A 25,727-nucleotide genomic window follows, 5' to 3' on the forward strand; every position below is an offset into this window, starting at 1 on the left:
ACGCAATGACCGTGTTGAAGATGACCGACCTCGACCTGCAAGGTAAGCGCGTATTGATTCGCGAAGACCTCAACGTGCCCGTGAAGGATGGCAAGGTAACCAGCGACGCGCGCATCCTCGCCTCGTTGCCCACCATCAAGCTGGCCCTGGAGAAGGGCGCAGCGGTAATGGTCTGCTCGCACCTGGGCCGTCCGAGCGAAGGCGAGTTCTCCGCCGAGAACAGCCTCAAGCCGGTGGCCGAGTACCTGAGCAAGGCCCTGGGCCGCGACGTGCCGCTGGTGGCCGACTATCTGGACGGCGTTCAAGTCGAGTCCGGCTCTGTCGTGCTGTTCGAGAACGTGCGCTTCAACAAGGGTGAAAAGAAGAACGCCGATGAACTGGCGCAGAAGTACGCCGACCTGTGCGACGTGTTCGTGATGGACGCGTTCGGCACCGCGCATCGCGCCGAAGGCTCCACTCACGGTGTGGCCAAGTTCGCCAAGGTGGCTGCTGCCGGTCCGCTGCTGGCCGCCGAGTTGGAGGCGCTGGGCAAGGCACTGGGCGCCCCGGCCAAGCCGATGGCGGCCATCGTCGCCGGTTCCAAGGTGTCGACCAAGCTGGACGTGCTCAACAGCCTCAGCGCCATCTGCGATCAGTTGATCGTCGGCGGTGGCATCGCCAACACCTTCCTGGCCGCGGCCGGGCACAAGGTCGGCAAGTCGCTGTATGAACCCGACCTGCTGGACACCGCGCGCGCCATTGCCGCCAAGGTCAGCGTGCCGTTGCCGGTCGACGTAGTGGTGGCCAAGGAGTTCGCCGAAAGCGCGGAAGCCACGGTCAAGCTCATCGCCGATGTGGCCGATGACGACATGATCCTCGACATCGGCCCACAGACTGCCCAGCAGTTCGCCGAGCTGCTGAAGTCGTCCAAGACCATCCTGTGGAACGGTCCGGTGGGGGTGTTCGAGTTTGATCAGTTCGGCAACGGCACCCAGGTCCTGGCCAAGGCAATCGCCCAGAGCCCGGCCTTCTCCATCGCCGGGGGCGGCGACACCCTGGCGGCCATCGACAAATACGGCGTGGCCGATGACATCTCGTACATCTCCACCGGTGGCGGTGCGTTCCTCGAATTCGTCGAGGGCAAAGTGCTGCCAGCCGTAGAAATGCTGGAACAGCGGGCCAAGGGCTGAGGCCCGGTGAGCTTCGAGGAGAAACGGATGCCCAAGGCACCCACCCTGGCGCTGCTGGTCGGCCTGTTGGCCGGTTGTTCCGGTACGCCGGCAACCTCGGTCGACGACGGACCGGCGGCAATCCCAGGCGGCTGTTCACAGTCGCAGTGGCAGGCCGAGAGCATTCCGGTGGTTGGTAAACGCATGGGGCCCGAGGCGCTGGAGCGCTACGAGCCGGAACAGCAGGCGCAGGCACCTGGTTGCCCTTGAGGGCAACCATTGGCGCTCGCCAGAGGTCTTCTAAGGTGAGTTCACACATTATCGTTGCCCCTGGCACCTGGAGTTCACCATGAAGATCGGTTCCGCAACACTCGGTTTGGCCACTCTGCTGGCAGCAGCCTTGTCCAGCGGTTGCATGAGTTCGGGCGCGAACAGCGCCTGTGAAGTGTTCAGCCCGGTGGCGTTGGTCACGCCGACCACCCAGGATGATCAGCGCGTGCAGACCAACGCCACGGGCGCGCCGGCCGGTACCCAGAACACGGCGCAGGATTGCGGGTCGTGAGTCAGTGCGTCATGGGGCAGCAGTGCTCTGCGCTCAGAGGTATATGAATGAAAGGCGGTATGGCGATAATGGTACTGGCGCTGCTGTCTGGTTGTGCCTACATGGACAAACAGATGCCGGTGTCTCCCAACTGGACGCGCTGGCAGTGCGACAGCCAGGTCGATGTGCAATGGCGCTATAGCGCTGCCGACAAGAGCACGATGCAAGTGCGCCTGGCGGGCAGTGACAAGGTGTATGCGCTGACCCCTCAGGCCGGTGCCGAAGGCGAGCTGTTCAGCGATGGCGTGCTGGCGTTCCACAAAAAAGGTGATGAAGGCCTGGTGTACTGGGTTGCCACCGACGATTTGATTGGCCGGGGTTGCAAGGCTCCGTGACGGCTGGGCCCACTGCGCCAGACCGATGATAGGCATTACTTCAAGAGCGGCCGCCGGTGCGGCGAGCTGCAACGATCAACGACCCTGAACCGGGAGACACAAGACAATGGCACTTATCAGCATGCGTCAGATGCTGGATCACGCCGCCGAATTCGGCTACGGCGTACCAGCTTTCAACGTCAACAACCTCGAGCAAATGCGCGCCATCATGGAAGCGGCCGACAAGACCGACTCCCCGGTCATCGTCCAGGCGTCCGCCGGTGCCCGCAAATACGCCGGTGCGCCGTTCCTGCGCCACCTGATTCTGGCAGCGATCGAGGAATTCCCGCACATCCCGGTGTGCATGCACCAGGACCACGGCACCAGCCCGGACATCTGCCAGCGTTCGATCCAGCTGGGCTTCAGTTCGGTGATGATGGACGGCTCGCTCGGCGTCGACGGCAAGACCCCCACCGACTACGACTACAACGTGCGCGTGACCTCGCAGACCGTTTCCTTCGCCCATGCCTGCGGCGTGTCGGTAGAAGGCGAGCTGGGTTGCCTGGGTTCGCTGGAGACCGGCCAGGCCGGTGAAGAAGACGGCGTCGGTGCCGAGGGCATCCTGGATCACAGCCAGATGCTGACCGATCCGGAAGAAGCCGCCGACTTCGTGGCCAAGACCCAAGTCGACGCCTTGGCCATCGCCATCGGCACCAGCCACGGCGCCTACAAGTTCACCAAGCCGCCCACCGGCGACATCCTGGCCATCGATCGCATCAAGGCGATCCATGCGCGCATCCCCAACACTCACCTGGTCATGCACGGCTCCTCGTCGGTGCCGCAGGAATGGCTGGCGATCATCAACGAGTACGGTGGCGCCATCAAGGAAACCTACGGCGTGCCGGTCGAGGAAATCGTCGAAGGCATCAAGTACGGCGTGCGCAAGGTCAACATCGACACCGACCTGCGCCTGGCGTCCACCGGCGCGATCCGCCGTTTCATGGCGCAGAACCCGGCCGAGTTCGACCCACGCAAGTATTTCGCCGAAACCGTGAAAGCCATGCGTGACGTGTGCATTGCCCGTTACGAAGCCTTCGGTACTGCCGGCAACGCCTCGAAGATCAAGCCGATCTCCCTGGAAGGCATGTTCCAACGCTACGCCAGCGGCGAGTTGAACGCCAAGGTCAACTAAGCTTCAGCGTTACGAAGGAACCCGCCCGCTGGCGGGTTTTTTCGTTCCAGTCGGAGCGTTTCGATGTCGGGGCTATCCTCAATACAAGTGCGCCGTCTATCGGCCAGAGGCCAGGCATAGGGCAAACTGGGGGAAATTGTCCTACAGCTTTGGGTGATGGCCGTCTAAAGTGATGCATGTCATCTCCGGGTCCCTCCGGACTCAGCCACGTCTGAACGAGTAGTAGCATGGAATGCGTCTCTTATCCGTCCACGGACGGCGGATCTACGTTGTTGGTGGTCGATGATTACCCGGAAAACCTGTTAAGCATGAGAGCACTGCTCGAACGCCAGGATTGGCAGGTGGTCACTGCGGCCTCGGGTGTCGAAGCGCTGGGCAAACTGCTCGAGCACGAAGTCGATCTGGTTTTACTGGACGTGCAGATGCCGGGCATGGACGGTTTCGAAGTGGCTCGCCTGATGCGCGGTAGCCAGCGCACGCGCCTGACCCCGATCATCTTCCTGACCGCCAACGAGCAGTCACAGGCCGCCGTGCTCAAGGGCTACGCCACGGGCGCCGTGGATTATCTGTTCAAGCCGTTCGATCCTCAAATTCTGCGGCCCAAGGTTCAGGCACTGCTCGAGCAGCAGCGCAACCGACGCGACCTGCAACGCTTGAGTCGGGAGCTGGAAACGGCTCGCGCCTTCAATGCCTCGGTACTCGAAAACGCCGGAGAAGGCATTCTGGTGGTCAGCGAACAGGGTCTGATCACCTTCGCCAACCCGGCTATCTCGCGCCTGCTCGGCGCCAATGTCGAGCAATTGCAGCGCGGAGCCTTGACCGACTACCTGCACAAACCGCATGTCCCCGAGTGGTTCGAATCCGACTTCTACCGCGCCTACAGCACGCGCACGACCTACCGCGTTCATGATGCGCTCCTGCGCACGGCGAACGGCCAGCAATTGCCGGTGGCCTTGTCGTGCGCGCCGTTGCCGGGCGAGCAGCGCGCGATGGTGGTGACGATCCTGGACATGTCGGTGGTGCGCAGCCTGCACCAGCAGCTCGAATACCAGGCGGTCACCGATCCGCTGACCGGGCTGCTCAACCGCCGTGGTTTCTATCAGGCCGTAGAGAGTGCGCTGGTGCGCAACGAGCGTGCGGAAAAGGCCCAGGCCCTGCTGTATCTGGACCTCGACGGTTTCAAGCGAATCAACGACAGCCATGGCCATGACGCTGGCGATCGAGCCCTGCGCTGGGTGGCCGAACAGCTCAAGGCGGTCCTGCGCCCCTTCGACGTGGTGGCGCGTCTGGGTGGCGACGAGTTCACAGCGTTGCTGGACAACCTCGACTACCCGGAGCAGGCGGCCAAGGTGGCGGAAAAGCTCATGGAACGCATCGCCATGGAGCAGACCGTGGAGGGCGTGGACATCAGCCTGGGCGTCAGCATTGGTATCGCCACCTACCCCGAATGCGGGGCCAACCTGGACAGCCTGCTGCGTGCGGCCGATATCGCCATGTACGCTGCGAAGCAGGCCGGCCGCCAGCAATACCGCTACTACGACCAGGATCTGAATGGCCGGGCGCGGTCGCGTCTACTGCTCGAAACCAGTGTCGGCGAAGCCATCGAGAACCGTGATTTCAGTTTGGTCTACCAGCCGCAGGTGTCGCTGCTCGACGGCCGTCTGCGAGGTTTCGAGGCGCTGTTGCGCTGGTGCCATCCCAGCGTGGGCGACGTGCAGCCGGGGCTGTTCATTCCCCTGCTCGAACAGGCGCGGCTGATCAATCGCCTGTCGAGCTGGATCTACACCCAGGGTGCGGCTCAGCGGCAGGCCTGGTCCAGCCGGTTTCCTGCCGAGCTTGTGCTCAGCATCAGCTTGAGCAATGCCCAGTTCGCCATGCCCAACCTGATTGCCGAACTGCAGCGCGCGATCGCCTTGCATGGGCTGCGCCCGCAACAGCTCGAAGTGGAAGTGGTGGAATGTTCGCTGATGCACAACCTGCCCCAGGCCACTACGCAACTGCATCAGCTGCGCAACCTGGGCGTACGCATTGCCCTGGACGATTTCGGCACGGGCCCGTGCTCGCTGAAGCTGCTGCGCGACTTGCCCATCGATACGCTCAAGCTGGACCGCCACCTGATCGCCAGGCTGCCCGACTCACACCCCGACGGTGTCTTCGCCCGCAGCGTGATCCAGGCCTGCAACGCCTTCGACATCACGGTGATCGCCGAGGGCGTGGAAACCGCCGAGCAATGCCAGTGGTTACGCGCCGCCGGTTGCGAATGGATCCAGGGCTTTGTGATTGCCCGGCCGTTGACTGCACAGGCTGCCAGCGACTTCCCACTGGTCAGCACGGGGGTGCAGCCTGCGGTGGTGTGACGCCAACGCCGGGCAGGCGTTACACTGCACGCTTCTTTCCCGTTGAAACAGGCATCATGACCGCGCTGAAGTACCTGCAAGCCTACCCACCCGCACTGCAGGAGCAGGTACGGCAACTGATCGAGCGCGGCCAACTGGCGGACTATCTCAGCCAGCGTTACCCCGGGCGCCACGCCGTGCAGAGCGACAAGGCGCTGTACAGCTATGCCATGGCGTTGAAGCAGGAGCACCTGCGCAATGCGCCGGCCATCGACAAGGTCCTGTTCGACAACCGCCTGGACCTGACGCATCGCGCGCTGGGCCTGCACACGGCGGTGTCGCGGGTACAGGGCGGCAAGCTCAAGGCCAAGAAGGAAATCCGCATCGCTTCATTGTTCAAGGACGCAGCGCCGCAGTTTCTCCAGATGATCGTGGTGCATGAGCTGGCGCACTTCCGTGAGAGCGACCACAACAAGGCGTTCTACCAGCTGTGCGAGCACATGCTGCCCGGTTACCACCAGTTGGAATTCGACCTGCGCGTCTACCTGACCTACCGTGATCTACCCCCGCCGACGTGAAGGACATTCCCATGCAAGTCAGCAAGACCCGCAGCAGTTTCTACCGTCGGCTCTACGTAGCCTGGCTGATCGACAGCGGCCAGGCGGCCACCGTGCCGGCCCTGATCGAGGCCACGGGCATGCCTCGGCGCACCGCCCAGGACACCATTGCAGCGCTGGCCGATCTGGACATCACCTGCGAGTTCGAGCAGCAGGACGGTGAGCGCAATCACATCGGCCGCTATGTGATCAGGCAGTGGGGTGCAATCGACCGGGAATGGATCGGCCAGAACCTGGGGCAGATCCGGCAGGTCCTGGGCTACCCCTGAGCAGCTTCGTTCTCGCGGCGCATGGCGATGTGCGGGATGTTGTCCTCGAGGTATTCCTCGCCCTGGGCGATGAAACCGTAGCGGCCGTAATAGCCCTGCAGATGGGCCTGGGCCGATAGCTGGATCGGCACCTGCGGCCAGCGTTGGGCGGCCTGCTCCAGTGCGTTGGACAGCAACGTGTGGCCCAATCCCGTGCCGCGAGCCGATGCGGCGGTGATCACCCGGCCGATCACCACGTCGCCGTCCTGGGTCGACGGGTCGAGCAGACGCAGGTAGGCCACCAGCTGCCCGTCACTCCACGCCAGCAGATGGCAGGTGTCGGCGTACAGGTCCTGCCCGTCGACGTCCTGGTAGGGGCATTGCTGCTCGACCACGAAGACTTCGCTGCGCAGGCGCAGGATTTCGTACAGCTGGCGCACGTCCAGCTCGCTGTGGTGCATGCACATCCATTCGACGGCCATAGTTACCTCGTTCAACGTTTCGATTCGGGCAGGCTGCAGCGCCGCTAGGGGGCGACCGCGGTCGGCCCCTTGATCAGGTGCGCGGCCAGGGTTCGCAGTGGCCCCAGTTGCCGACAGATCAACGCCAGTTGGGTCTGGACCAGGCGCTGGCCTTCGTCGACCTCGTCGGGCATCTGCTCCAGCGCGTCGGCCAACGCTTCCTCACTGTCGCTCTGCACCTGCACCGGTTCGCGCGTGGCCAGGCCCGTCGCGATTTCATCGATGCTGCGCGCCAGGCTTTCGCCGGCCTCGCCGATCAGTTGCTCACGCGCCTCGCCTGGCAACTCGGTGCCACGGTGAGCACCCAGGCCGGACAGGTAGCTGAGCAAGGTGTGCGACAGCACCAGGAAGCGGAAGCCGACGTCGGCTTCCTTGCGGAAGTGCCCCGGCTCCATGAGCATGTTGGCCAGGGTGGTGGAGAGCGCGGCATCGGCGTTGTGCGCGTTGCGCCGGGCCAGGCGGTAGGCGAGGTCGTCGCTCTTGCCATTGGCGTACTGTTGCATGATCTGGCGCAGGTAGATGCTGTTGCAGGTCAGGGTATTGGCCAGCACCTTGTTCAGTTTGCGGCCCTGCCAGTCGGGCAGGAACAGGAACACCGCCAGGCCGGCGATCAGGCTACCGAGCAGGGTGTCGAACAGCCGTGGCAGGAACAGGCCGTAGCCGTCGCCGGTCTGGTTGAAGCAGAACAGCACCATCAAAGTGATGGCCGCAGTGGCCAGGGTGTAGCGCGTGGTGCGGTTGACAAAGAACACCAGGCCGGCGCCGATGGCGAACAGCGATTGCACGATGGGGCTGGGGAACAGATCGAACAGCGCCCAGCCCACGGTCAGGCCGATGGCGGTGCCGATGATGCGCTGGCCCAGCTTGCGGCGGGTGGCACCGTAGCTGGGCTGGCACACGAACAGGGTGGTCAGCATGATCCAGTAGCCCTGGCTGGGGTGGATCAGATGAACCATGGCGTAGCAGATCACCAGCGCCAGGGGCAGGCGCAAGGCGTGGCGGAACAGCAGCGAGGTGGGCGTGAGGTTCTGCCGAATGCGGCCCCAGAAGTCCTTGAGGGTGTGCGGCGAGCGGTCCAGCAGGCTGCTGTCGCGGGCATCGGCCAGACGGTCGGGGTTGCCGGCGTCGCTGAGCAATCGGTCGAGGGTGCCAAGGTTGGCCGCCAGTGCGCGCAGCGAACGCAGCAGCCCACGCCAGGCCGGGTTGCTCTGGATGCGCAGGTGTTCGAGCGAGGCGCGCAGGTCGCTCAGGGCTTCGGCGAAGCTGTCGTCGTAGATGAACGGCTGGCGCAACTGGATCGACTCGCCCAGGCGCTGGCAGGCGACGCCTTGCTGGCGCAGCAAGCGCTGGCAACGGAACAGCACGTCGCTGTGGAAAAAGGCTTCGGCCAGCGCGTTGTAGGGGTAGTGGGAAGAGCTGGCGCGTTCGTGGATGTCCTGGGCGAGGAAATACAGCTTCAGGTAACGACTGACCTTGGAGCCGGGACGGCCGTTGCCGACCCGGTGCAGGATGATTTCCTTGGCGGCGTTGAGCGCCGCCACGACCCGACCGTTCTGCTTGGCCAGCTCCAGGCGGCGGGCTTCCACATCCAGTTGGCGAATCGGTTCGAACAGGCTCGACTTGAGTTTGAGGTACTGCCCCAGTTCGCTGAACAGTCGCGCCAGGGCCTGTTGCACCGGCTGGTTGGAAAACAGCACCTGCCACAGCACCGAAAGCAGGCCGTACCAGGCGGCACCGGCCACCAGCAGCAGCGGCTCGCGCCACAGGTTGCTGACTTCGCCGCCGCGCTGGTCGACGCCAATCATGGTGTAGACCGAGAGGATCAGGGTGGCGTAGGCGATCGCCCCGTAGCGCTCGCCCAGCGCGCCGAGCATGGTCAGGGCGAAGCTGGCCACGGCCAGGGCGGTGACAAAGACGTAGGGGTAGGGGAACAGCAATTCCACGGCGAAGGCGGCGACGGTGAAGCAGGACAATGTGGCCGCCAGGGCGCGGATGCGGCCTTGCCAGTTGTCGTCGGTCTCGGCCAGGGCGCAGGCGATGATGCCCAGGAACAGCGGGACCAGCAGGCGCATCTCGTTTTCATACCAGCACAGCGCCATGCTGCCGGACAGGGCGATGAACACCCGTACGCTGTAGCTGAACTTGTCCAGTGCCCACAAGCGGCGCATGGATTGGCGGAACGACCTGGATGCCATGAAGAGGGAATAGACCTGTAGGCGAGGGAGCTGATGAACGGCGTCAATCTATCACTGTCGGCGGTCGACGGGTACTGCGCGGTGGCCCCGACGCGGCTCGCGCCGCTGCTACAAGAGCGGTGGTGGGTCGATGGTGCGCGGTGGCTCCGACGCGGCTTGCGCCGCTGCTACGGGGGTGGTGGTGGATCGATGGGGTGTGGGGACTCTGTAGCAGCGGCGCGAGCCGCGTCCGGGGGCGCTGCGCACTGGCGTCGTGCTACACGTACTGCGCTGCTGCGTAACCCGAGGCCCAGGCCCACTGGAAATTGAACCCGCCCAGGTGCCCGCTGACGTCGAGCACCTCGCCGATGAAATACAGACCCGGGCTCTTCAACGATTCCATCGTCTTGGAGGACACCTCGCGGGTATCGACCCCGCCCAGGGTCACCTCGGCGGTGCGGTAGCCCTCGGTGCCGGCGGGCACCAGTTGCCAGGCGCCCAAGGTGTTCGCCACCGCCTGCAACTCCACCGGGGTGTACTGCTTCATCGGCTTGGACACGAACCAGTGTTCGGCCAGCAGGTTGGCCATTTTCTTGGTGAAGACTTCGCCCAGCAGGGTCTTGAGCTCCGAATTGGGTCGTTCGGCCTGCTGTTGCTGCAACCAGGCCAGCGCATCGTGATCGGGCAGCAGATTGATCTCGACGCTGTCGCCAGGCTGCCAGAACGAGGAAATCTGCAAGATCGCCGGGCCGCTCAGACCACGATGGGTAAACAGCAGGTTCTCGCGAAACGCCTGATCGTTGCAGCTCACCAGGCAATCCACCGAAGTCCCCGACAGCTCGGCGCAGATATCCTTGAGCTGGTCGGTGATGGTGAACGGCACCAGGCCGGCGCGGGTGGGCAGGACGCTGTGGCCGAACTGGCGAGCGATCTGGTAACCGAAGCCGGTGGCACCCAGGGTCGGAATCGACAGGCCACCGGTGGCCACCACCAACGACTGGCACGCCAACGGCCCCATTGAAGTCTGCAAGCGATAGCCTTCGGCGGTTTTCTCGATGGCCTGCACCGAGGTGTCCATGCGCAACTCGACGCCTGCGCTTTCACATTCGGCCAGCAGCAGGCCAAGGATGTCGCTGGACTTGTTGTCGCAGAACAGTTGGCCGAGTTTCTTCTCGTGGTAGGGCACGGCGTGCTTGGCCACCAAGGCGATGAAGTCCCATTGGGTGTAGCGGGCCAGGGCCGACTTGCAGAAATGCGGGTTCTGCGAGAGGAAGTTGGCAGGTTCGGTGTACATGTTGGTGAAGTTGCAGCGACCGCCGCCGGACATGAGGATCTTCTTGCCAGGCTTGTTGGCGTGATCGATCAGCAGCACTTCGCGGCCCCGCTGTGCGGCACTCAGGGCGCACATGAGGCCGGCGGCACCGGCGCCGATGATGATGACGGGGGTAGAGCGCACTGCTGGGTCCTCTTGCTTCGTGGGGTGTCAGGGGTGGCCTCTTCGCGGGCAGAGACCCGCTCCCACAGGGTCGTGTGGGAGCGAAGAGGCCTAGCCTGCAGTCAGAGAATCCGCACGCGCAGCGAACGGCCCTTGATCTTGCCGCTGTTCAGCCGCTGCAACGCCTGCTGGGCGATCCCGCGTTCCACGGCCACGAAGGCCTGGAAATCAAAGATGGCGATCTTGCCGACCTGGGTGCCGGGGATGCCCGCATCGCCGGTGAGTGCGCCGAGGATATCGCCCGGACGCACCTTGTCCTTGCGCCCGGCACCAATGCACAGGGTGCTCATCGGCGGCAGCAGTGGCTCGCCGCCCTTGGACGTCAGGCTGTCGAGCTCGGCCCAGGCCAGTGGCGATTTCTGCAGTTGCTCGATGGCCTGCGCCCGATGCGCCTCGGCCGGAGCGACGAAGCTGATCGCCAAACCTTTCTCCCCGGCGCGACCGGTACGGCCCACACGGTGGATGTGGATTTCCGAATCGCGCGCCAGCTCGACGTTGATCACCATGTCCAGGGCATCGATGTCCAGGCCGCGGGCGGCCACATCGGTCGCCACCAGCACCGAAGTGCTGCGGTTGGCGAACATGGCCAGAACCTGGTCGCGGTCGCGCTGCTCCAGGTCGCCATGCAGCGCCACGGCGCTGATGCCCTTGCTGGTCAGGTGATCGACCACTTCCTGGCACTGCTGCTTGGTGTAGCAGAACGCCACGCACGACTGCGGGCGGAAGTGGCCCAGGGCGCGCACCACGGCGGCCATGCGGTCATCCGGCGAAATCTCGTAGAAACGCTGCTCGATCTGGCTGTCGGCATGCAGAGCCTCGGCCTTGACCTGCTGCGGATCGCGCATGAACTTGGACGACAGCTGCTTGATCCCGACCGGGTAGGTGGCCGAGAACAGCAGGGTCTGCCGGCGTTCCGGAGTCTGCTCGATGATGTCGGCGATGGAATCGTAGAAACCCATGTCGAGCATGCGGTCAGCTTCGTCGAGCACCAGGGTGTTGAGCCCGTCGAGCACCAGCGAACCCTTGCGCAGGTGCTGCTGGATACGTCCCGGCGTGCCGACGATGATGTGCGCGCCGTGCTCCAGCGAAGCGATCTGCGGGCCGAACGACACGCCGCCGCACAGGGTCAGCACCTTGATGTTGTCTTCGGCACGCGCCAGGCGGCGGATTTCCTTGGCCACCTGGTCGGCCAGCTCGCGGGTGGGGCACATGATCAGCGCCTGGCAGCCGAAATAGCGCGGGTTGATCGGGTTCAGCAGGCCGATGCCGAACGCGGCCGTCTTGCCGCTGCCGGTCTTGGCTTGGGCGATCAGGTCCATGCCCTTGAGAATCACCGGCAAGCTCTGCGCCTGGATCGGCGTCATCTGGGCATACCCGAGGGATTCAAGGTTGGCCAGCATGGCGGCGGACAGGGGCAGCGTGTTGAAAGCAGTGGCAATGGTGGTCACGGGACGGGCCTGCAAAACAAAATGTCGCGCAGTGTATCAGTCCCGTGGCCTTTCGCCCTAAACCTCCCTAGTGCTCGACCGGAGGTTCCTGACGAGGTGCGCGCCGTCCATCGCTGTCGGACAGCTGCACGAAGATCCCGGCGGCGAGCATTGCCATCAGCCCGATGGTCAGGAAGGTGGCCTGGAAGGCGCCCAGCACCGTGTCCACGCCCTCGTTGCCCAAAGACGCGGTGAAGCCACCCAACAGGGCGCCGGCGCAGGCCACGCCCAGGCCCAGGGAGAGCTGTGCCACCACCGAGAGCAGGCCGTTGCCGCTGCTGGCGCTTTCGTCGTCCAGATCGATCAGGGTCACGGTGTTCATCGCCGCGAACTGCAGCGAGTTGACTGCGCCGAGCAGGCCCAGCTGGGTCAGCAGCAGCCAGTAGGGCGTGCTTTCCGAGACCAGGCCGAGGCTGGCCAGTAGCAAGCCCAGCAGCAAGGTGTTGCCAGTGAGCACGATGCGATAGCCGAAGTGCTCGATGATCGGCCGGGAAAATGATTTGGCCACCATGGCCGCAGCCGCCAGCGGAATCATGCTCATGCCGGCTTCCGAAGGCGAGTGCCCCAGGGCCACTTGCAACAGCAGCGGCACCATGAAGGGCAGGGCGCCGCTGCCCAGGCGCGCGAACAGGTTGCCGAGGATGCCGATGGCGAAGGTTCGCGTGTGGAACAGTTTCGGCGAGAACAGCGGGTTGTCGATCTTTCCCGCCCGCAGCCAGTAGGCGGCCAGGCAAGCCATGCCGACGAACAGCAGCAGCATCACCCGCAGGTGCGGCAGGTGCAGCTCGCCCAGGCCTTCCATGGCGATGGTGATGAGCACCATGGCGGCACCGAACAGCAGGAACCCGATGCCGTCGAAGCGCGTCCGCTCGGCGCCGCGCAGGTCGGGCACGAAGTGCCACACCGCCCAGCAGCCCAGCGCGCCCACCGGCAGGTTGATGAGGAAGATCCAGTGCCAGCTCAACCATTCGACCATCCAGCCGCCCAACGTCGGGCCGAGCAGGGGGCCGAGCAGCGCTGGCACGGTGATGAAGCTGAGGATGCGCACCAGCTCCGAGCGCGGGTAGGCACGCAGCACCACCAGCCGGCCCACCGGCAGCATCAAGGCACCGCCCAGGCCCTGGATGACCCGTGCCACCACCAGCATCGCCAGGCTCTGGGACAGCGCGCACAGCAGCGAGCCGATGCTGAACAGCATGATGGCGCTGAAGAACACCTTGCGCGTGCCGAAGCGATCGGAAATCCACCCGGACGCCGGGATCAGCAACGCCACCGTCAGCATGTAGGCGATGATCACCGACTGCATGCGCAACGGGTTTTCCGCAAGATCGCTGGCCATGGCCGGCAGCGCGGTGTTGAGGATGGTGCCGTCCAGGGCCTGCATGAAGAAGGCAATGGCGATGACCCAGGGCAGCCAGCGAGCGGTAGCGGGATCCAGTGTTGGGCGCGTGGACATGGGGCCTCTTGTTGTTTGAGGTTGATGATGGATGTTCATGGCCAGCCGGTAAGAGCGGTCATCGGCCGCGAAGGGTACGTTGCGGTGTGCCTGATACACCGCGGTGTGGTTTTCGCAGCCAGAGACCGCTCCTACAGGGTCAACAGCAACCGCTTCACCAACGCGCCGGGCAGCAGGCTGGAGCTGGTCTGGCGCTCGCCGTAGGTGCTGGTCGAGAGAATCAGCTCGCGCTCGGCCGTCAAGGCTTCCAGCTGGTCACCCAGGACACTGTAGACGCTGTCGTCGAAACGCATGGTATTGACCGGTGCAACGATGTGACCGTCCTCCACCCAGAAAGTGGCAAAGCGGGTCAGCCCGGTCATGCGCGCCGCCGGCATGTCGGAGTAGTTCAGGTACCACAGGTTGCTGATGTACAACCCGGTCCCCAGCCGTTGCAGCGCGTCGGCCAACGGCAGGTCACCGGCGGCCATCTGCAGCGCCCCCGGCATTTCCGAGTTGTCCGCGCCGTTGCCTTGCAGGCCGTATTCGGCGGCGCTGCGCGAGTCCACCAGGCGTTCGCCGGCCAGCCCGTGGCGGACCAGCGAAAGATCCTTGCGTGGATAGCCTTCCTGGGAAAACGCCGGGGTCAACGAATCGCTGATGCGTTCCTCGAAGCTCACCTGCGCGCTCAACCGGGCTTCGCCTGCATACAGCCGCTGCAAAGGGCTGTTCTTGCTGGCAATGGCCTGCGCCGAGAAGCCGCCCCAGCCCAGCATGCCGATGATTTCATCCAGGGCCGCTGGCGCCAAATACGCGCGATAGGCCCCCGGAGGCAGCACCTTGAGCGGACGGCCCAGGTGCTCCAGTTGCTCGCGGGCCTGGGCCAGGCGATCGGCGAAAGCCTGCGCCTGCCACTGCTGGCCAGCGTAGTTGGCCTTCACCGCTTCGCCATTGGCATGGAACAGGCTGAAATCGAAATTGAAGCTGTTGGCCTGATGCCAGCCAGTGGCTCCATCGCTGTTGGCAAAACCCCGGCAGATCGTGCCCGCAGCATAGATGCCGACCAGATCCAGGCCACGGGCCGACGTGCCGATTTGCTCGACGACTTCAGCCGCATCGGGCAATGGCGTGTCGTCGACGTGGTGCGTCTGCCACTGCGCGGCGTTGAGTTGCAGGTACGGGTCAGGTTGCAGCAGCGGCAGGGTCTGACTCAGCTGTTGCACCGCCTGGGTCAGACGCTGTCGGTCTACCTCCAGATCCTCGGACAGGGTCAACTGCAACTCGGCCTGTCGGCCGTTTTCGATCAGCTTCAGCGACACTGTGGCCTGGGCCACCTGGCCCGCCTGGCGCACCTTGGCATGGTTGAAGCGGATGAAATCCGAAGCTTCGGCGTTGTAGCTCAGGGTAAAGCGCTGGCTCGGGGCGACGGCTTGCCGCAACCACTGTACCAGTGCCTGGAAATGCTCGGCGTGATGGCTCATGCGTCACCTCCGAACACGTCGATCTGGCTGAACACGCAGCTGGGCGATGCATGCCCCACACGGATCACCTGGTTGGGTTCGCCCTTGCCGCAGTTAGGCGTACCCAACACCTGCAGGGTGCTGGTGTCACCGACCGCCCGCAGGTTTTTCCAGAAGCTGGCGGAGATACCGCGGTAGTTGGGGTTCTTGACCACGCCCTTGAGTTCGCCGTTTTCGATCAGTTGGCCCCATTCGCAGCCGAACTGGAATTTGTTGCGTGCGTCATCGATCGACCAGGAACGGTTGGTGGACATCAGGATGCCGTGCTCGATACCCGCGATCAGTTGCGCCTGGCTGTGCTCGCCCGGCTCGATGTTCAGATTGGCCATGCGATCGATCGGGGCCCGGTTCCAGCTGCTGGCACGGCTGTTGGCGACGCCATCCATGCCGCTGCGGTATTGCGACAGCGCGCCGCCCAAGGGGCGTACCAGCACGCCGTCACGAATCAGCCACTGTTTGCTGGCTGCGGTGCCATCGTCGTCGTGGGCATAGCTGGCCAGCTCGTGCGGGATGTCGGGGTCGAAGGTCACGTTGAGCAACGGCGAACCATAATGCAGGTGGCCGAAGTCCTCGACCTTGACGAAGCTGGTGCCCGCATAGTTGCGCTCGTCGCCCAGAATGCGATCCAGTTCCAGCGGGTGGCCGATGGACTCATGGATCTGCAGCATCATCTGGTCGGGCGTGAGCAGCAGATCGCGCGGGCCTTGCGGGGCATTGGGGGCCAGCAGCAATTGCAGGGCCTGGTCGGCGACCTGGCGGCCCGCGCCGATGATGCCGCAGCGCTCGATCACGTCGACACCGCCTTGCTGGCCGAAGTTGTCGCGGCCCAGGCTGCGGGTCTGGCTGTCGCTGCCATCGAAGGCCGTCACGCTCAGGCCGGGGAAGACGAAGCGCTGCGCCTGGCGAATCTGCGCGCCGGCGCTGTTCAGGTAGATCTGTTCGACGTCGGTGACGCTCAGGCCGGCATACCAGCTGACCAGCCGCGGATCGTCCGGCACGCTGGCGGATTCGTCGGCGAGCAATTGGTAGCACTGGGCAATAGACGGAAAAGCCGTTTGTACATCGGGCGAGAGGTAGTCGCTGCGGGCACTGCTGACCGGGTGTTGGTGCAGGTCGAGCAGGGCATGGGCGGCGATTGCGCCTGCCTGTCGTTCGGCGCGTTCCAGTGCTTGCTGCAGACCGCGTACGGACAGATCGCCGGTGGCCGCATAGGCTTCCACGCCGTTCACGCGAACGGTGATCATCACCCCTTCGTCGAGACTCAGGCTCGGCGGTTCGGCGATGTTCTTGCGTACGGCCAGGTGCTGGCTGGATTGGCGCACGTGGCGCAGGGAGAAGAATTCGGCGCGGGTGCGCAGGGCGGCGAAGCGTTGTTGCAACAGGGCGGTGGAATCGAACATTCAGAGGCCTCTGTGGTGGGGCAGTTTCGGCCCTTTCGCGGCTGCTAGCCGCTCCTACAGAGGAAACGCGATCTCATGTAGGAGCGGCTAGCAGCCGCGAAGGGGCCGGCATGCAGAGCCGGGTTGAGCAGGCCCACAGCTTAGGCCCCACCGCCGCCATGGGGCAAATCTGGATCAGCCGTGGGCGGTCGCACCCACTTCGCGCATCGGCTTGCCACGCACCGGCGCGTCGCCTGCCACGTAGTAGGCCGCGGTCGAGCGTGCTTCGGGCTTGCGGCCACGAATGCGGTCGGCGATTTTCTCGGCGATCATGATGGTCGGCGCGTTCAGGTTGCCGGTGGTGATGATCGGCATGATCGAGGCGTCGACCACGCGCAGGCCTTGCAGGCCATGCACGCGACCCTGGCCATCGACCACGGCCATCTCATCGGTGCCCATCTTGCACGAGCACGACGGGTGATAGGCGGTTTCGGCATGCTCGCGGATGAACCGGTCCAACTGCTCGTCCGTCTGCACCTCGATGCCGGGGCTGATCTCGCGGCCACGGTACTGATCCAGCGCGGGTTGCTGCATGATTTCGCGGGTCAGGCGGATGCCGTCGCGGAATTCCTGCCAATCCTGCTCGCTGGCCATATAGTTGAACAGGATGCTTGGGTACTCGCGCGGGTTCTTCGACTTGACGTTGACCCGGCCACGGCTCGGCGAGCGCATGGAGCCGACGTGGGCCTGGAAACCGTGCTCCTGAACACCCTTGGTGCCGTTGTAATTGATCGCCACCGGCAGGAAGTGGTACTGGATATTCGGCCATTCGAACTCAGGGCGCGAACGGATGAAACCACCGGCCTCGAACTGGTTGCTGGCGCCGATACCGGTGCCCAGGAACATCCATTCGGCGCCGATCTGCGGCTGGTTCCACCACTTCAGCGACGGGTACAGCGAAACCGGCTGGGTGCAGCTGTATTGCAGGTACATTTCCAGGTGGTCCTGCAGGTTCTGGCCCACGCCTGGCAGGTCATGCACGACGTCGATGCCCAGCGGCTGCAGCACCTCGGCAGGGCCGACGCCGGAGCGCTGGAGAATCTGTGGCGAGGCGATGGCGCCACCGCACAGCAGGACTTCCTTGCGGGCCCGGGCCTGGATGCGTTCGTCGCTGTCACCAACCAGGTAGCTGACGCCGACCGCACGCTTGCCTTCGAAGACGATCTTGTCGGTCAAGGCGTGGGTGACGATGGTCAGGGTGTCGCGCTGCTTGGCCTGGTCCAGGTAGCCGCGTGCGGTGCTGGCGCGGCGGCCCTTGGGCGTCACGGTGCGGTCCATGGGACCGAAGCCTTCCTGCTGGTAGCCGTTGAGGTCGTCGGTGCGCGGAAAACCGGCCTGCACGCCGGCTTCGACCATGGCGGCGAACAACGGGTTGTTGCCGGCCTTGGGCGTGGTGACACTGACCGGGCCTTCGCCGCCGTGGTAATCGTTGGGGCCGATGTCGCGGGTTTCGGCCTTGCGGAAGTACGGCAGGCAGTCCAGGTAGCTCCAGTCTTCAAGGCCCGGCAGTTTGGCCCAGCCGTCGTAGTCCATGGCGTTGCCGCGGATGTAGCACATGCCGTTGATCAGCGAAGAGCCACCCAGGCCCTTGCCACGGCCACATTCCATGCGACGGTTGTCCATGTGCGGCTCGGGCTCGGTTTCGTAGGCCCAGTTGTAGCGGCGGCCCTGCAGCGGAAAGGCGAGGGCGGCGGGCATCTGGGTACGGAAGTCCAGGCGATAGTCGGGGCCGCCGGCTTCGAGCAGCAGGACGGTGACGCCTGGATCTTCGGTCAGGCGCGTGGCCAGGGTGTTACCGGCCGAGCCAGCGCCGATGATGATGTAGTCGAATTCCTGGGACATGAAGGTTCCCTCTTTGAAAAAATGGGTCGGTGGGGCCGATCACCCTGTAGGAGCGGTCATCGGCCGCGAACGGCGCGCTGCGGTCTCGGCTCAGAACACCGAAACGTAATCGCCCAGTTCCACCTGCACCGATTTGATCCGGGTGTATTGCGCCAGCGAGCTGATGCCGTTTTCGCGGCCCACGCCGGATTGCTTGTAGCCACCCACCGGCATCTTCGCATCGGACTCGCCCCAGGCGTTGATCCAGCAGATGCCTGCTTCGAGCTGATGGATCACTCGGTGCGCACGGTTCAGGTCACGGGTGACCACACCGGCAGCCAGACCCATTTCGGTGGCGTTGGCGCGGCGGATCACTTCGTCTTCGCTGTCATAGCCGAGGATGCTCATCACCGGGCCGAAGATTTCTTCGCGCACGATGGTCATCTCGTCGCTGCAATCGGTGAACACGGTCGGTGCGACGAACGCGCCCTGGCCCAGTTCACCCTCGGTCAGCCGCTCGCCGCCGCACAGCAGGCGCGCACCTTCGGCCTTGCCCTTGGCGATATGACCCAGCACGTTTTCCATGTGGGCGAAGCTCACCAGCGGACCGAAATTGGTGTTCTCGTCTTCCGGGTCGCCGATGCGGATGCGCTGGACGCGCTCCAGGATCTTGGCTTCCAGCTGGGCCTTCAGCGCATTGGGCACGAACACCCGAGTGCCGTTGGTGCAGACCTGACCGGAGCTGTAGAAGTTGGCCATCATGGCGATGTCGGCGGCCTTGTCGAGGTCGGCATCGTCGAAGATGATCAGCGGCGACTTGCCGCCCAGTTCCATGGTCACTTCCTTGAGCGAGGAGCTCGAGGCGCTGGCCATGACTTTCTTGCCGGTGCTGACGCCGCCGGTGAACGAGATTTTCTCGATGCGCGGGTGCTCGGTGAGCCAGGCGCCGACTTCGCTGCCGCTGCCGGTCAGCACGTTGAACACGCCAGCGGGCAGGCCGGCTTCGGTGTAGATCTCGGCCAGCTTGAGGGTGGTCAGCGAGGTGACTTCGCTGGGCTTGAAGATCATCGCGTTGCCGGCGGCCAGGGCCGGGGCGGACTTCCACAGAGCGATCTGGATCGGGTAGTTCCAGGCACCGATACCGGCGGTCACGCCCAGGGGCTCGCGACGGGTATAAACGAAGGAGGTGTCGCGCAGCGGGATCTGCTCGCCTTCGATGGCGGGCACCAGGCCGGCGTAGTATTCGAGCACGTCGGCACCGGTGACGATGTCCACGTAGCGGGTCTCCGAGTAGGCCTTGCCGGTGTCCAGGGTTTCCAGCAGGGCCAGTTCGTCGTTGCGCTCACGCAGGATGTCGACGGCTTTGCGCAGCACGCGCGAGCGCTCCATGGCGGTCATCGCGGCCCAGATCTTCTGGCCCTTTTCGGCGCTGGCGACGGCTTTCTCGACGTCTTCAGCGGTGGCGCGCTGGACTTGCGCCAGCACTTCACCGGTGGCCGGGTTGACGGCATCGAAGGTGCCGCTGCCACTGGCGTCCACGTAGCCGCCATCGATGTAGAGTTTTTGCGTTGGGAAACGGGCCATAAGATCCTCGCGGTGCAGTTAAGGTGGCAGCAGGCGAGGCGCGAAGCTTCAGCGCTGCTGTTTTGCCAGTTGCATGTCCATGTATTCGCAGGCGATGCGATGTGCCTGCGCGGTATCGAAAGCATCGCCCGACAGGGCGCCGCGCAACCACAGACCGTCGATCAGTGCAGCCAGGCCGCGTGCGGCGCTGCGTGCCTGTTCCACCGGCAATTCACGGCGGAACTGGCAGCACAGGTTGGAATACAGGCGGTGGTCGTTGATCCGCTGCAACCTGTGCAAAGACGGCTGATGCATGCTGGTGGCCCAGAAGGCCAGCCAGGTCTTCATGGCTGGGGCGTTGACCTGGCTGGCGTCGAAGTTGCCTTCGATGATCACCTGCAGGTGCGCCCTGGCGCTGTCGTCGGTCAAGGCCTGTCGGCGCGTGGCGACGTTGTCGATCAGCATGTTCATCAGGTGGCGCATGGTCGCTGCGATCAGGCCGTTCTTGTCCTGAAAGTAGTGACTGATGATGCCGTTCGACACACCCGCCAGGCGGGCGATCAGAGCAATGCTGGCGTCACTCATGCCGACCTGATCGACAGCCTGGAGCGTGGCTTCGATCAACTGTTGGCGGCGGATGGGTTGCATACCGACCTTGGGCATTGCGCGAATCTCCTTGGGCCTGCAGTACGGGCAGTGAGTGACAGCCGACTGAAGCCAGTCTAGTTTATTTTGATTGAACGATCAATCAATAAAAAAGGATGGGTGAATGTGTGCAGGGTTTTTAGAGGATCGGGGAGGGGAAGGCAATAAAGTTTGAGCGGGGGGGTGTCAGGGAGATTGCGGTGATGCATTCGCGGGCAGAGACCCGCTCCCACAGGGTTCACGCAAACCTTGTGGGAGCGGGTCTCTGCCCTCGAAGAGGCCGGCGCGGTTGTGACAGGCAGGCCGCGTCAGGACTCCTGCCAGCGAGGCTCAGCCCAGGTTCTTGCCCAGCAGAGCATGGTACAGCTCGGTATCCCCGAGAATGCCCACCACCTGTTTGTCGCTGTCGTGCAGCACCAGCTTATGACCGGTCTGGTAGCGGATCTGCAAGGCGTCGCGCATGCCGATGTCGGCATTGACCAGCGTTGGCCTGCGGCCCAGGCCTTCCAGAGCCTGCCCTGGCGCCCAGCCTTGCAGGTCGAGCACGGCATCGCCCTGGCGCGCGCTGGTCAGCGAGTTGCCGGCGCCCAGGTTCAGCCATGAATCCACGCCCGGGTCCAGGCACACCGAGCCATTGACGCGGGTGCACTTGTCCAGCGTGCGCATCAGGCTGCGCCCGCACAGCACGTTGAGCGGATTGGTGTGAGCCACGAAAGTACGCACGTAATCGTCGGCCGGGTTGAGCACGATTTCCTCGGGCACGCTGTACTGGATGATCCGCCCGTCCTTCATGATGGCGATGCGGCTGCCCAGCTTGAGTGCCTCGTCCAGGTCATGGCTGACGAACACGATGGTCTTGTTCAGCTTGCGTTGCAGCTCCAGCAACTCGTCTTGCAGACCTTGACGGATCAACGGGTCGAGCGCCGAAAACGGTTCATCCATCAGCAGGATGTCGGCGTCCATCGCCAGCGCCCGGGCCAGGCCCACACGCTGCTGCATGCCACCGGACAGCTCGTCGGGTTTCTTGTTGCGCCACTGGGTCAGCCCCACCAGCTCGAGCTTCTCGTCGACCAGCTTGCGCCGTTCCTTTTCCGGACGGCCCTGCATCTCCAGGCCGAAACTGATGTTCTCGCGCACCGTCAGCCAGGGCATCAGGGCGAACTTCTGGAACACCATGGCGATGCGTTGGGTGCGCATCATCTTCAGTTCCGCTGGCGTGCACGAGGCGATGTCGATCTGGCGGTCTTCATGCTCGACGAACAGCTTGCCGCGGCTCACCGTGTTCAGCCCATTGATGCAGCGCAGCAGGCTCGACTTGCCCGAGCCGGACAGGCCCATCAGCACGCAGATCTCGCCCTTGTTGATGTCCAGGCTGGCCTTTTCCACGCCGACGATCTGCCCGGTCTTCTTCAGGATCTCGTTGCGGGTCAGACCTTGGTCGAGCAGCTTCAGCGCTTCGCGTGGATCCTTGGCGAAGATCACATCGACGTTGTCGAATCGAATAATGCTCATGCATCACCCCCTATCTTGACGTCGGGTTGTTTGCAGATACGGTCCAGCATGATTGCCAGCAACACGATGGCCAGGCCGGCTTCGAAGCCCAGCGCGATGTCGGCGGTGTTCAGCGCGTTGACCACCGGCTTGCCCAAGCCATCGGCGCCGACCAGGGCCGCGATCACCACCATCGACAGCGAGAGCATGATGCACTGGGTGATGCCGGCGGCGATGCTCGGCATGGCGTGGGGCAACTCGATGCGCGACAGCAGCTGGCGTCGCGAGCAGCCAAAGGCCTTGCCGGCATCCATCAGTTCCTGCGGGACGTCGCGGATGCCCAGGTAGGTCAGGCGAATCGGCGCGGCGATGGCGAACACCACCGTGGAAATCAGGCCCGGCACCACACCTAGCCCGAACAGGGTGAGCGTGGGGATCAGGTAGACGAAGGTCGGTACCGTCTGCATCAGGTCGAGGACCGGACGCATCATGGTGTAGAACATGGGTTTGTGTGCGGCGACGATGCCCAGCGGCACGCCGATGATTACGCAGACCAAGGTGGCGAACAACACTTGCGCCAGGGTCTCCATGGTTTCCTGCCAGTACCCCAGGTTGAGGATCAGCAGGAACGACAACGCCACGAACAGCGTCAGCCCCCATTTGCGCTGGATGAAGTGCGCCAGCGCGGCGATCAGGGCGGTCAGTACGTAGGGGTTGAACCAGGTGAGGCCGGCGGTGAAACCATGAATGATCGCTTCGAGCGTGGATGCGATGGCATCGAACGTCGAAGCCCCGTGTTGGGTGAGCCAGTCGACGAACGCCGCGATGTACTCGCCCAGGGGGATCTTGTGGTCTGTCAGCATGGTAGTGAGTGTCCGCATGCGAGGGAACAAAGTGCCGGCCAGTGAGGCCGGCAACTGCCGGCCTGCGGGTCAGCGTTATTGCGCGAGCTTGGCCTTGACGGCTTCAAGACCCGGCTTGCCATCGATGGTGGTGACGCCAGCGAGCCAGGTGTCGAGCACCTGCGGGTTGTTTTTCAGCCAGGCCCGAGCAGCCGCGTCGGGTTTCTGCTTGTCGTCCAGGACGTTGCCCATCAGCGTGCTTTCCATGGCCAGGCTGAACTGCAGGTTTTTCAGCAACTGGCCAACGTTGCTGCATTCTTGGGTGTAGCCCTTGCGGGTGTTGGTGTAGATGGTGGCCTGGCCGAAGTTGGGGCCGAAGTAGTCGTCGCCGCCGGTCAGGTACTGCACCTTGAAGCGGGTGTTCATCGGGTGCGGTTCCCAGCCCAGGAAAACCACGTCGGTGTTGCGCCGCTGCGCGCGGTCGACCTGGGACAGCATGCCGGCCTCGCTCGATTCGACCACCTTGAAACCGGCGTCCTTGAGGCCGAAGGCGTTCTTGTCGATCATGCTCTGGATCAGGCGGTTGCCGTCGTTGCCCGGCTCGATGCCGTAGATCTTGCCGTCCAGCTGGTCCTTGAACTTGACGATATCGGAGAAATCTTTCAGGCCCTTGTCGTACAGCGCCTGGGGCACGGCCAGGGTGTACTTGGCGTTTTCCAGGTTGGCGCGCACCGTTTCCACCGTACCGGCGTCGCGGTAGGGCTTGATGTCGTTTTCCATGGTCGGCATCCAGTTGCCGAGGAAGACGTCCATGTTCTTGCCGTCGGCCAGGGACTTGTAGGTCACGGGTACGGAAATCATGGTGGTCTTGGTCTTGTAGCCCAGCGACTGCAGCACCGCACTGGTGACGGCGGTGGTGACGGTGATGTCGGTCCAGCCGACATCGGAGAAATTCACAGTGGCGCATCGCGCCGGTTCCGCTGCTTGAGCCAGTACAGGCAGGCCCAGCAGGGTGGCCAGCAGAATCGATGTTGGACCTTTCATGGTGTGCTCCCGGTTTTTCTCGGCGTGTGACCCGAAGGCTCGACACGCTTGTTTGAATGCTCGATAGCCGTGCCCGTGGTCGGTGCGCCGCCACGGTGCCAGGCGATCGAGCCGTGAGTGATCATGTACCAGCGCAAATCAGCCGCCTACAGGGTGCGTCGTATCCAGTGCGGGCAGAGTCGTATCCAGTGTCGGTGACGTCGCTTACAGCTCATGGGGCTTGCAGCAGCGACCTTACCTGCGACACCTGCGCACATCCACTTATATGAAGTTGCCACACGAACGTGCAGGCGTGGGTTGAACGCCTCTTTTTCGCGCGCACCTTTGGCCAGGCTGCGGTGGACGCGCGCCAGTGGCGGCCACAACGGTCGACGTGCTTGCGGTGACACTTGCCGGTGCAATGCCTCACCCATTGCTACCAAATTGCTCAGACACCACGGCAGGTATGCTTTTGGCGAGAATCGAAGGGTGCCGACATCGACCGCTTGCGTCGCTCTGCATAGCCCTGCGCGACGTCGTTTTCAGGCGCCCTGGAGTTCCCGACCAATTGTCGGCATGGCGTTTGCGTAGCAAAGCAAAGCCCCTGTTAAACAGAGGGCAATAACAAGAGCCTGCCTGAGGCCACCATCCGCTTCGCGTTAGGAGATACCGCAATGACGTCCTTCACCACCGGCGCTCAACCGCAGCCTCGCAGCCCGCAGTCCATCGGCTTCCTGTTGCTCGACAACTTCACCCTGATCTCCCTGGCCTCGGCAGTCGAACCCCTGCGCATGGCCAATCAGTTGTCCGGGCGCGAGCTGTATCGATGGACCACACTGAGCGCCGACGGTGGCCAGGTATGGGCCAGTGACGGCCTGCAGATCACTCCGGATTCGGCCATGCACAAGGCCGCACCGATGGACACGGTGATCGTCTGTGGTGGTGTGGGTATCCAGCGCGCGGTGGGCCGTGATCACGTCAGCTGGCTGCAGAGCCAGGCGCGGCAGTCCAAGCGCCTGGGCGCGGTCTGTACTGGCAGTTGGGCGCTGGCCTGCGCCGGTCTGCTCGATGGCTTCGAGTGCAGCGTGCACTGGGAGTGCCTGGCCTCGATGCAGGAGGCTTTTCCGCGCGTGGCGATGAGTACGCGTCTGTTCACCCTCGACCGCAACCGTTTCACCAGTTCGGGCGGCACGGCGCCGCTGGACATGATGCTGCACCTGATCAGCCGCGACCATGGCCGCGAGCTCTCGGCGGCGATTTCCGAGATGTTCGTCTACGAGCGCATCCGCAACGAGCAGGATCATCAGCGTGTACCGCTCAAGCACATGCTGGGTACCAACCAGCCCAAGCTGCAGGAGATCGTCGCGCTGATGGAGGCCAACCTGGAAGAGCCGATCGACCTGGACGAGTTGGCGGTGTATGTGGCGGTGTCGCGGCGCCAGCTGGAGCGGCTGTTCCAGAAGTACCTGCATTGTTCGCCGTCGCGCTATTACCTCAAGTTGCGCCTGATCCGGGCACGGCAGTTGCTCAAGCAGACACCCATGTCGATCATCGAGGTGGCGTCGGTGTGCGGCTTCGTGTCGACGCCGCATTTTTCCAAATGCTATCGCGAGTACTTCGGTATTCCGCCGCGTGACGAGCGCGTCGGCTCAAATACGACCCAGCAGGTGGCGATGCTGCCGATCCCTCAGGCCATGGTCTTGGCCGGACCATTGTCGGCACTGAGCCAGGCGCGCAACGAATCGACGTTTGCCAGTGTAAGAATCTGATACCGCGGCGCGGCCTTCGCGGGCAGAGCCCCGCTCCCACAGGGTT

22 protein-coding genes are annotated in these 25,727 nt (G+C 63.9%); 9 read left to right on the forward strand and 13 right to left on the reverse strand.

Annotated features, from left to right (window positions below; genetic code table 11):
* Positions 1–5 precede the first annotated feature (5 nt).
* The 8 genes from LT40_RS17340 to LT40_RS17375 all read left to right on the forward strand — a co-directional run bounded on the left by LT40_RS17340 (position 6) and on the right by LT40_RS17375 (position 6,477).
* Complete coding sequence (locus LT40_RS17340) at positions 6–1,169, forward strand: phosphoglycerate kinase (RefSeq protein WP_043192343.1); 1,164 nt, start codon at positions 6–8, stop codon at positions 1,167–1,169.
* A gap of 27 nt (positions 1,170–1,196) precedes the next feature.
* Entirely contained in the window at positions 1,197–1,418 is a 222-nt protein-coding gene (locus LT40_RS17345) for a hypothetical protein (protein ID WP_043192344.1), read from the forward strand.
* Positions 1,419–1,497: 79 nt separating this feature from the next.
* Positions 1,498–1,710 (forward strand): hypothetical protein, encoded by a 213-nt coding sequence (locus tag LT40_RS17350; protein WP_043192345.1) that lies wholly within the window; start codon positions 1,498–1,500, stop codon positions 1,708–1,710.
* 47 nt (positions 1,711–1,757) lie between these two features.
* Positions 1,758–2,084: an MliC family protein gene (locus tag LT40_RS17355; RefSeq protein ID WP_043192346.1), complete on the forward strand. Its 327-nt coding sequence runs from the start codon at positions 1,758–1,760 to the stop codon at positions 2,082–2,084.
* A 106-nt stretch (positions 2,085–2,190) separates the two neighbouring features.
* Positions 2,191–3,255, forward strand: a complete 1,065-nt coding sequence (gene fba, locus LT40_RS17360) for a class II fructose-bisphosphate aldolase (RefSeq protein WP_043192347.1) — start codon at positions 2,191–2,193, stop codon at positions 3,253–3,255.
* 227 nt (positions 3,256–3,482) lie between these two features.
* A complete protein-coding gene (locus LT40_RS17365) occupies positions 3,483–5,612 on the forward strand; it encodes a putative bifunctional diguanylate cyclase/phosphodiesterase (protein ID WP_043192348.1) in 2,130 nt (709 codons plus the stop codon).
* 56 nt (positions 5,613–5,668) lie between these two features.
* Positions 5,669–6,169 carry a M48 metallopeptidase family protein gene (locus LT40_RS17370; protein WP_043192349.1) on the forward strand — a complete coding sequence of 167 codons (501 nt, stop codon included), beginning with the start codon at positions 5,669–5,671 and terminating at the stop codon, positions 6,167–6,169.
* A gap of 11 nt (positions 6,170–6,180) precedes the next feature.
* On the forward strand, positions 6,181–6,477 hold the full coding sequence (locus tag LT40_RS17375) for a winged helix-turn-helix domain-containing protein (RefSeq protein ID WP_043192350.1): 297 nt from the start codon (positions 6,181–6,183) through the stop codon (positions 6,475–6,477).
* Here LT40_RS17375 and LT40_RS17380 read toward each other — a convergent pair.
* The 13 genes from LT40_RS17380 to LT40_RS17440 form a co-directional block, all read right to left on the reverse strand.
* Entirely contained in the window at positions 6,468–6,938 is a 471-nt protein-coding gene (locus LT40_RS17380) for a GNAT family N-acetyltransferase (RefSeq protein ID WP_043192351.1), read from the reverse strand. The two genes, LT40_RS17375 and LT40_RS17380, sit on opposite strands and share 10 nt — an antisense overlap.
* Before the next feature lie 44 nt (positions 6,939–6,982).
* Complete coding sequence (yccS, locus tag LT40_RS17385; RefSeq protein WP_043192352.1) at positions 6,983–9,172, reverse strand: YccS family putative transporter; 2,190 nt, start codon at positions 9,170–9,172, stop codon at positions 6,983–6,985.
* A 256-nt stretch (positions 9,173–9,428) separates the two neighbouring features.
* On the reverse strand, positions 9,429–10,607 hold the full coding sequence (locus LT40_RS17390; protein WP_043192353.1) for a BaiN/RdsA family NAD(P)/FAD-dependent oxidoreductase: 1,179 nt from the start codon (positions 10,605–10,607) through the stop codon (positions 9,429–9,431).
* 101 nt (positions 10,608–10,708) lie between these two features.
* Positions 10,709–12,046: an ATP-dependent RNA helicase DbpA gene (gene dbpA / locus LT40_RS17395; protein WP_237749334.1), complete on the reverse strand. Its 1,338-nt coding sequence runs from the start codon at positions 12,044–12,046 to the stop codon at positions 10,709–10,711.
* Between the two features lie 115 nt (positions 12,047–12,161).
* On the reverse strand, positions 12,162–13,589 hold the full coding sequence (gene mdtD, locus LT40_RS17400) for a multidrug transporter subunit MdtD (RefSeq protein WP_043192355.1): 1,428 nt from the start codon (positions 13,587–13,589) through the stop codon (positions 12,162–12,164).
* 131 nt (positions 13,590–13,720) lie between these two features.
* The gene (locus LT40_RS17405) at positions 13,721–15,049 is read right to left on the reverse strand and encodes a TldD/PmbA family protein (RefSeq protein WP_043192356.1); all 1,329 of its coding nucleotides are present in this window, start codon (positions 15,047–15,049) and stop codon (positions 13,721–13,723) included.
* Entirely contained in the window at positions 15,046–16,488 is a 1,443-nt protein-coding gene (locus LT40_RS17410) for a TldD/PmbA family protein (RefSeq protein WP_043192357.1), read from the reverse strand. Before LT40_RS17410 ends, LT40_RS17405 begins: the two co-directional genes overlap by 4 nt.
* Positions 16,489–16,662: 174 nt before the next feature.
* Entirely contained in the window at positions 16,663–18,369 is a 1,707-nt protein-coding gene (betA, locus tag LT40_RS17415; RefSeq protein WP_043192358.1) for a choline dehydrogenase, read from the reverse strand.
* A gap of 90 nt (positions 18,370–18,459) precedes the next feature.
* Positions 18,460–19,932, reverse strand: a complete 1,473-nt coding sequence (betB, locus tag LT40_RS17420; RefSeq protein WP_043192359.1) for a betaine-aldehyde dehydrogenase — start codon at positions 19,930–19,932, stop codon at positions 18,460–18,462.
* A gap of 48 nt (positions 19,933–19,980) precedes the next feature.
* Positions 19,981–20,574 (reverse strand): transcriptional regulator BetI, encoded by a 594-nt coding sequence (gene betI / locus LT40_RS17425; protein ID WP_043192360.1) that lies wholly within the window; start codon positions 20,572–20,574, stop codon positions 19,981–19,983.
* 312 nt (positions 20,575–20,886) lie between these two features.
* Positions 20,887–22,068: a choline ABC transporter ATP-binding protein gene (choV, locus tag LT40_RS17430; protein WP_043192361.1), complete on the reverse strand. Its 1,182-nt coding sequence runs from the start codon at positions 22,066–22,068 to the stop codon at positions 20,887–20,889.
* On the reverse strand, positions 22,065–22,910 hold the full coding sequence (gene choW / locus LT40_RS17435) for a choline ABC transporter permease subunit (protein WP_043192362.1): 846 nt from the start codon (positions 22,908–22,910) through the stop codon (positions 22,065–22,067). The genes choV and choW overlap by 4 nt, the downstream gene beginning before the upstream one ends.
* Positions 22,911–22,985: 75 nt before the next feature.
* Entirely contained in the window at positions 22,986–23,933 is a 948-nt protein-coding gene (locus tag LT40_RS17440) for a choline ABC transporter substrate-binding protein (protein ID WP_043192363.1), read from the reverse strand.
* A gap of 653 nt (positions 23,934–24,586) precedes the next feature.
* On the opposite strand from LT40_RS17440, the gene gbdR reads away from it, so the two are divergent.
* On the forward strand, positions 24,587–25,681 hold the full coding sequence (gene gbdR / locus LT40_RS17445) for a choline metabolism transcriptional regulator GbdR (protein WP_043192364.1): 1,095 nt from the start codon (positions 24,587–24,589) through the stop codon (positions 25,679–25,681).
* Positions 25,682–25,727 lie beyond the last annotated feature (46 nt).

The organism is Pseudomonas rhizosphaerae, from assembly GCF_000761155.1.
Taxonomy (GTDB): domain Bacteria; phylum Pseudomonadota; class Gammaproteobacteria; order Pseudomonadales; family Pseudomonadaceae; genus Aquipseudomonas; species Aquipseudomonas rhizosphaerae.

Coding starts and splice junctions, on each gene's coding strand:
- LT40_RS17340 (WP_043192343.1), top strand. CDS start 6: ATGACCGTGTTGAAGATGACCGACCTCGACCTGCAAGGTAAGCGCGTA.
- LT40_RS17345 (WP_043192344.1), top strand. CDS start 1,197: ATGCCCAAGGCACCCACCCTGGCGCTGCTGGTCGGCCTGTTGGCCGGT.
- LT40_RS17350 (WP_043192345.1), top strand. CDS start 1,498: ATGAAGATCGGTTCCGCAACACTCGGTTTGGCCACTCTGCTGGCAGCA.
- LT40_RS17355 (WP_043192346.1), top strand. CDS start 1,758: ATGAAAGGCGGTATGGCGATAATGGTACTGGCGCTGCTGTCTGGTTGT.
- fba (WP_043192347.1), top strand. CDS start 2,191: ATGGCACTTATCAGCATGCGTCAGATGCTGGATCACGCCGCCGAATTC.
- LT40_RS17365 (WP_043192348.1), top strand. CDS start 3,483: ATGGAATGCGTCTCTTATCCGTCCACGGACGGCGGATCTACGTTGTTG.
- LT40_RS17370 (WP_043192349.1), top strand. CDS start 5,669: ATGACCGCGCTGAAGTACCTGCAAGCCTACCCACCCGCACTGCAGGAG.
- LT40_RS17375 (WP_043192350.1), top strand. CDS start 6,181: ATGCAAGTCAGCAAGACCCGCAGCAGTTTCTACCGTCGGCTCTACGTA.
- LT40_RS17380 (WP_043192351.1), bottom strand. CDS start 6,938: ATGGCCGTCGAATGGATGTGCATGCACCACAGCGAGCTGGACGTGCGC.
- yccS (WP_043192352.1), bottom strand. CDS start 9,172: ATGGCATCCAGGTCGTTCCGCCAATCCATGCGCCGCTTGTGGGCACTG.
- dbpA (WP_237749334.1), bottom strand. CDS start 12,046: ATGCTGGCCAACCTTGAATCCCTCGGGTATGCCCAGATGACGCCGATC.
- mdtD (WP_043192355.1), bottom strand. CDS start 13,589: ATGTCCACGCGCCCAACACTGGATCCCGCTACCGCTCGCTGGCTGCCC.
- LT40_RS17405 (WP_043192356.1), bottom strand. CDS start 15,049: ATGAGCCATCACGCCGAGCATTTCCAGGCACTGGTACAGTGGTTGCGG.
- LT40_RS17410 (WP_043192357.1), bottom strand. CDS start 16,488: ATGTTCGATTCCACCGCCCTGTTGCAACAACGCTTCGCCGCCCTGCGC.
- betA (WP_043192358.1), bottom strand. CDS start 18,369: ATGTCCCAGGAATTCGACTACATCATCATCGGCGCTGGCTCGGCCGGT.
- betB (WP_043192359.1), bottom strand. CDS start 19,932: ATGGCCCGTTTCCCAACGCAAAAACTCTACATCGATGGCGGCTACGTG.
- betI (WP_043192360.1), bottom strand. CDS start 20,574: ATGCCCAAGGTCGGTATGCAACCCATCCGCCGCCAACAGTTGATCGAA.
- choV (WP_043192361.1), bottom strand. CDS start 22,068: ATGAGCATTATTCGATTCGACAACGTCGATGTGATCTTCGCCAAGGAT.
- choW (WP_043192362.1), bottom strand. CDS start 22,910: ATGCTGACAGACCACAAGATCCCCCTGGGCGAGTACATCGCGGCGTTC.
- LT40_RS17440 (WP_043192363.1), bottom strand. CDS start 23,933: ATGAAAGGTCCAACATCGATTCTGCTGGCCACCCTGCTGGGCCTGCCT.
- gbdR (WP_043192364.1), top strand. CDS start 24,587: ATGACGTCCTTCACCACCGGCGCTCAACCGCAGCCTCGCAGCCCGCAG.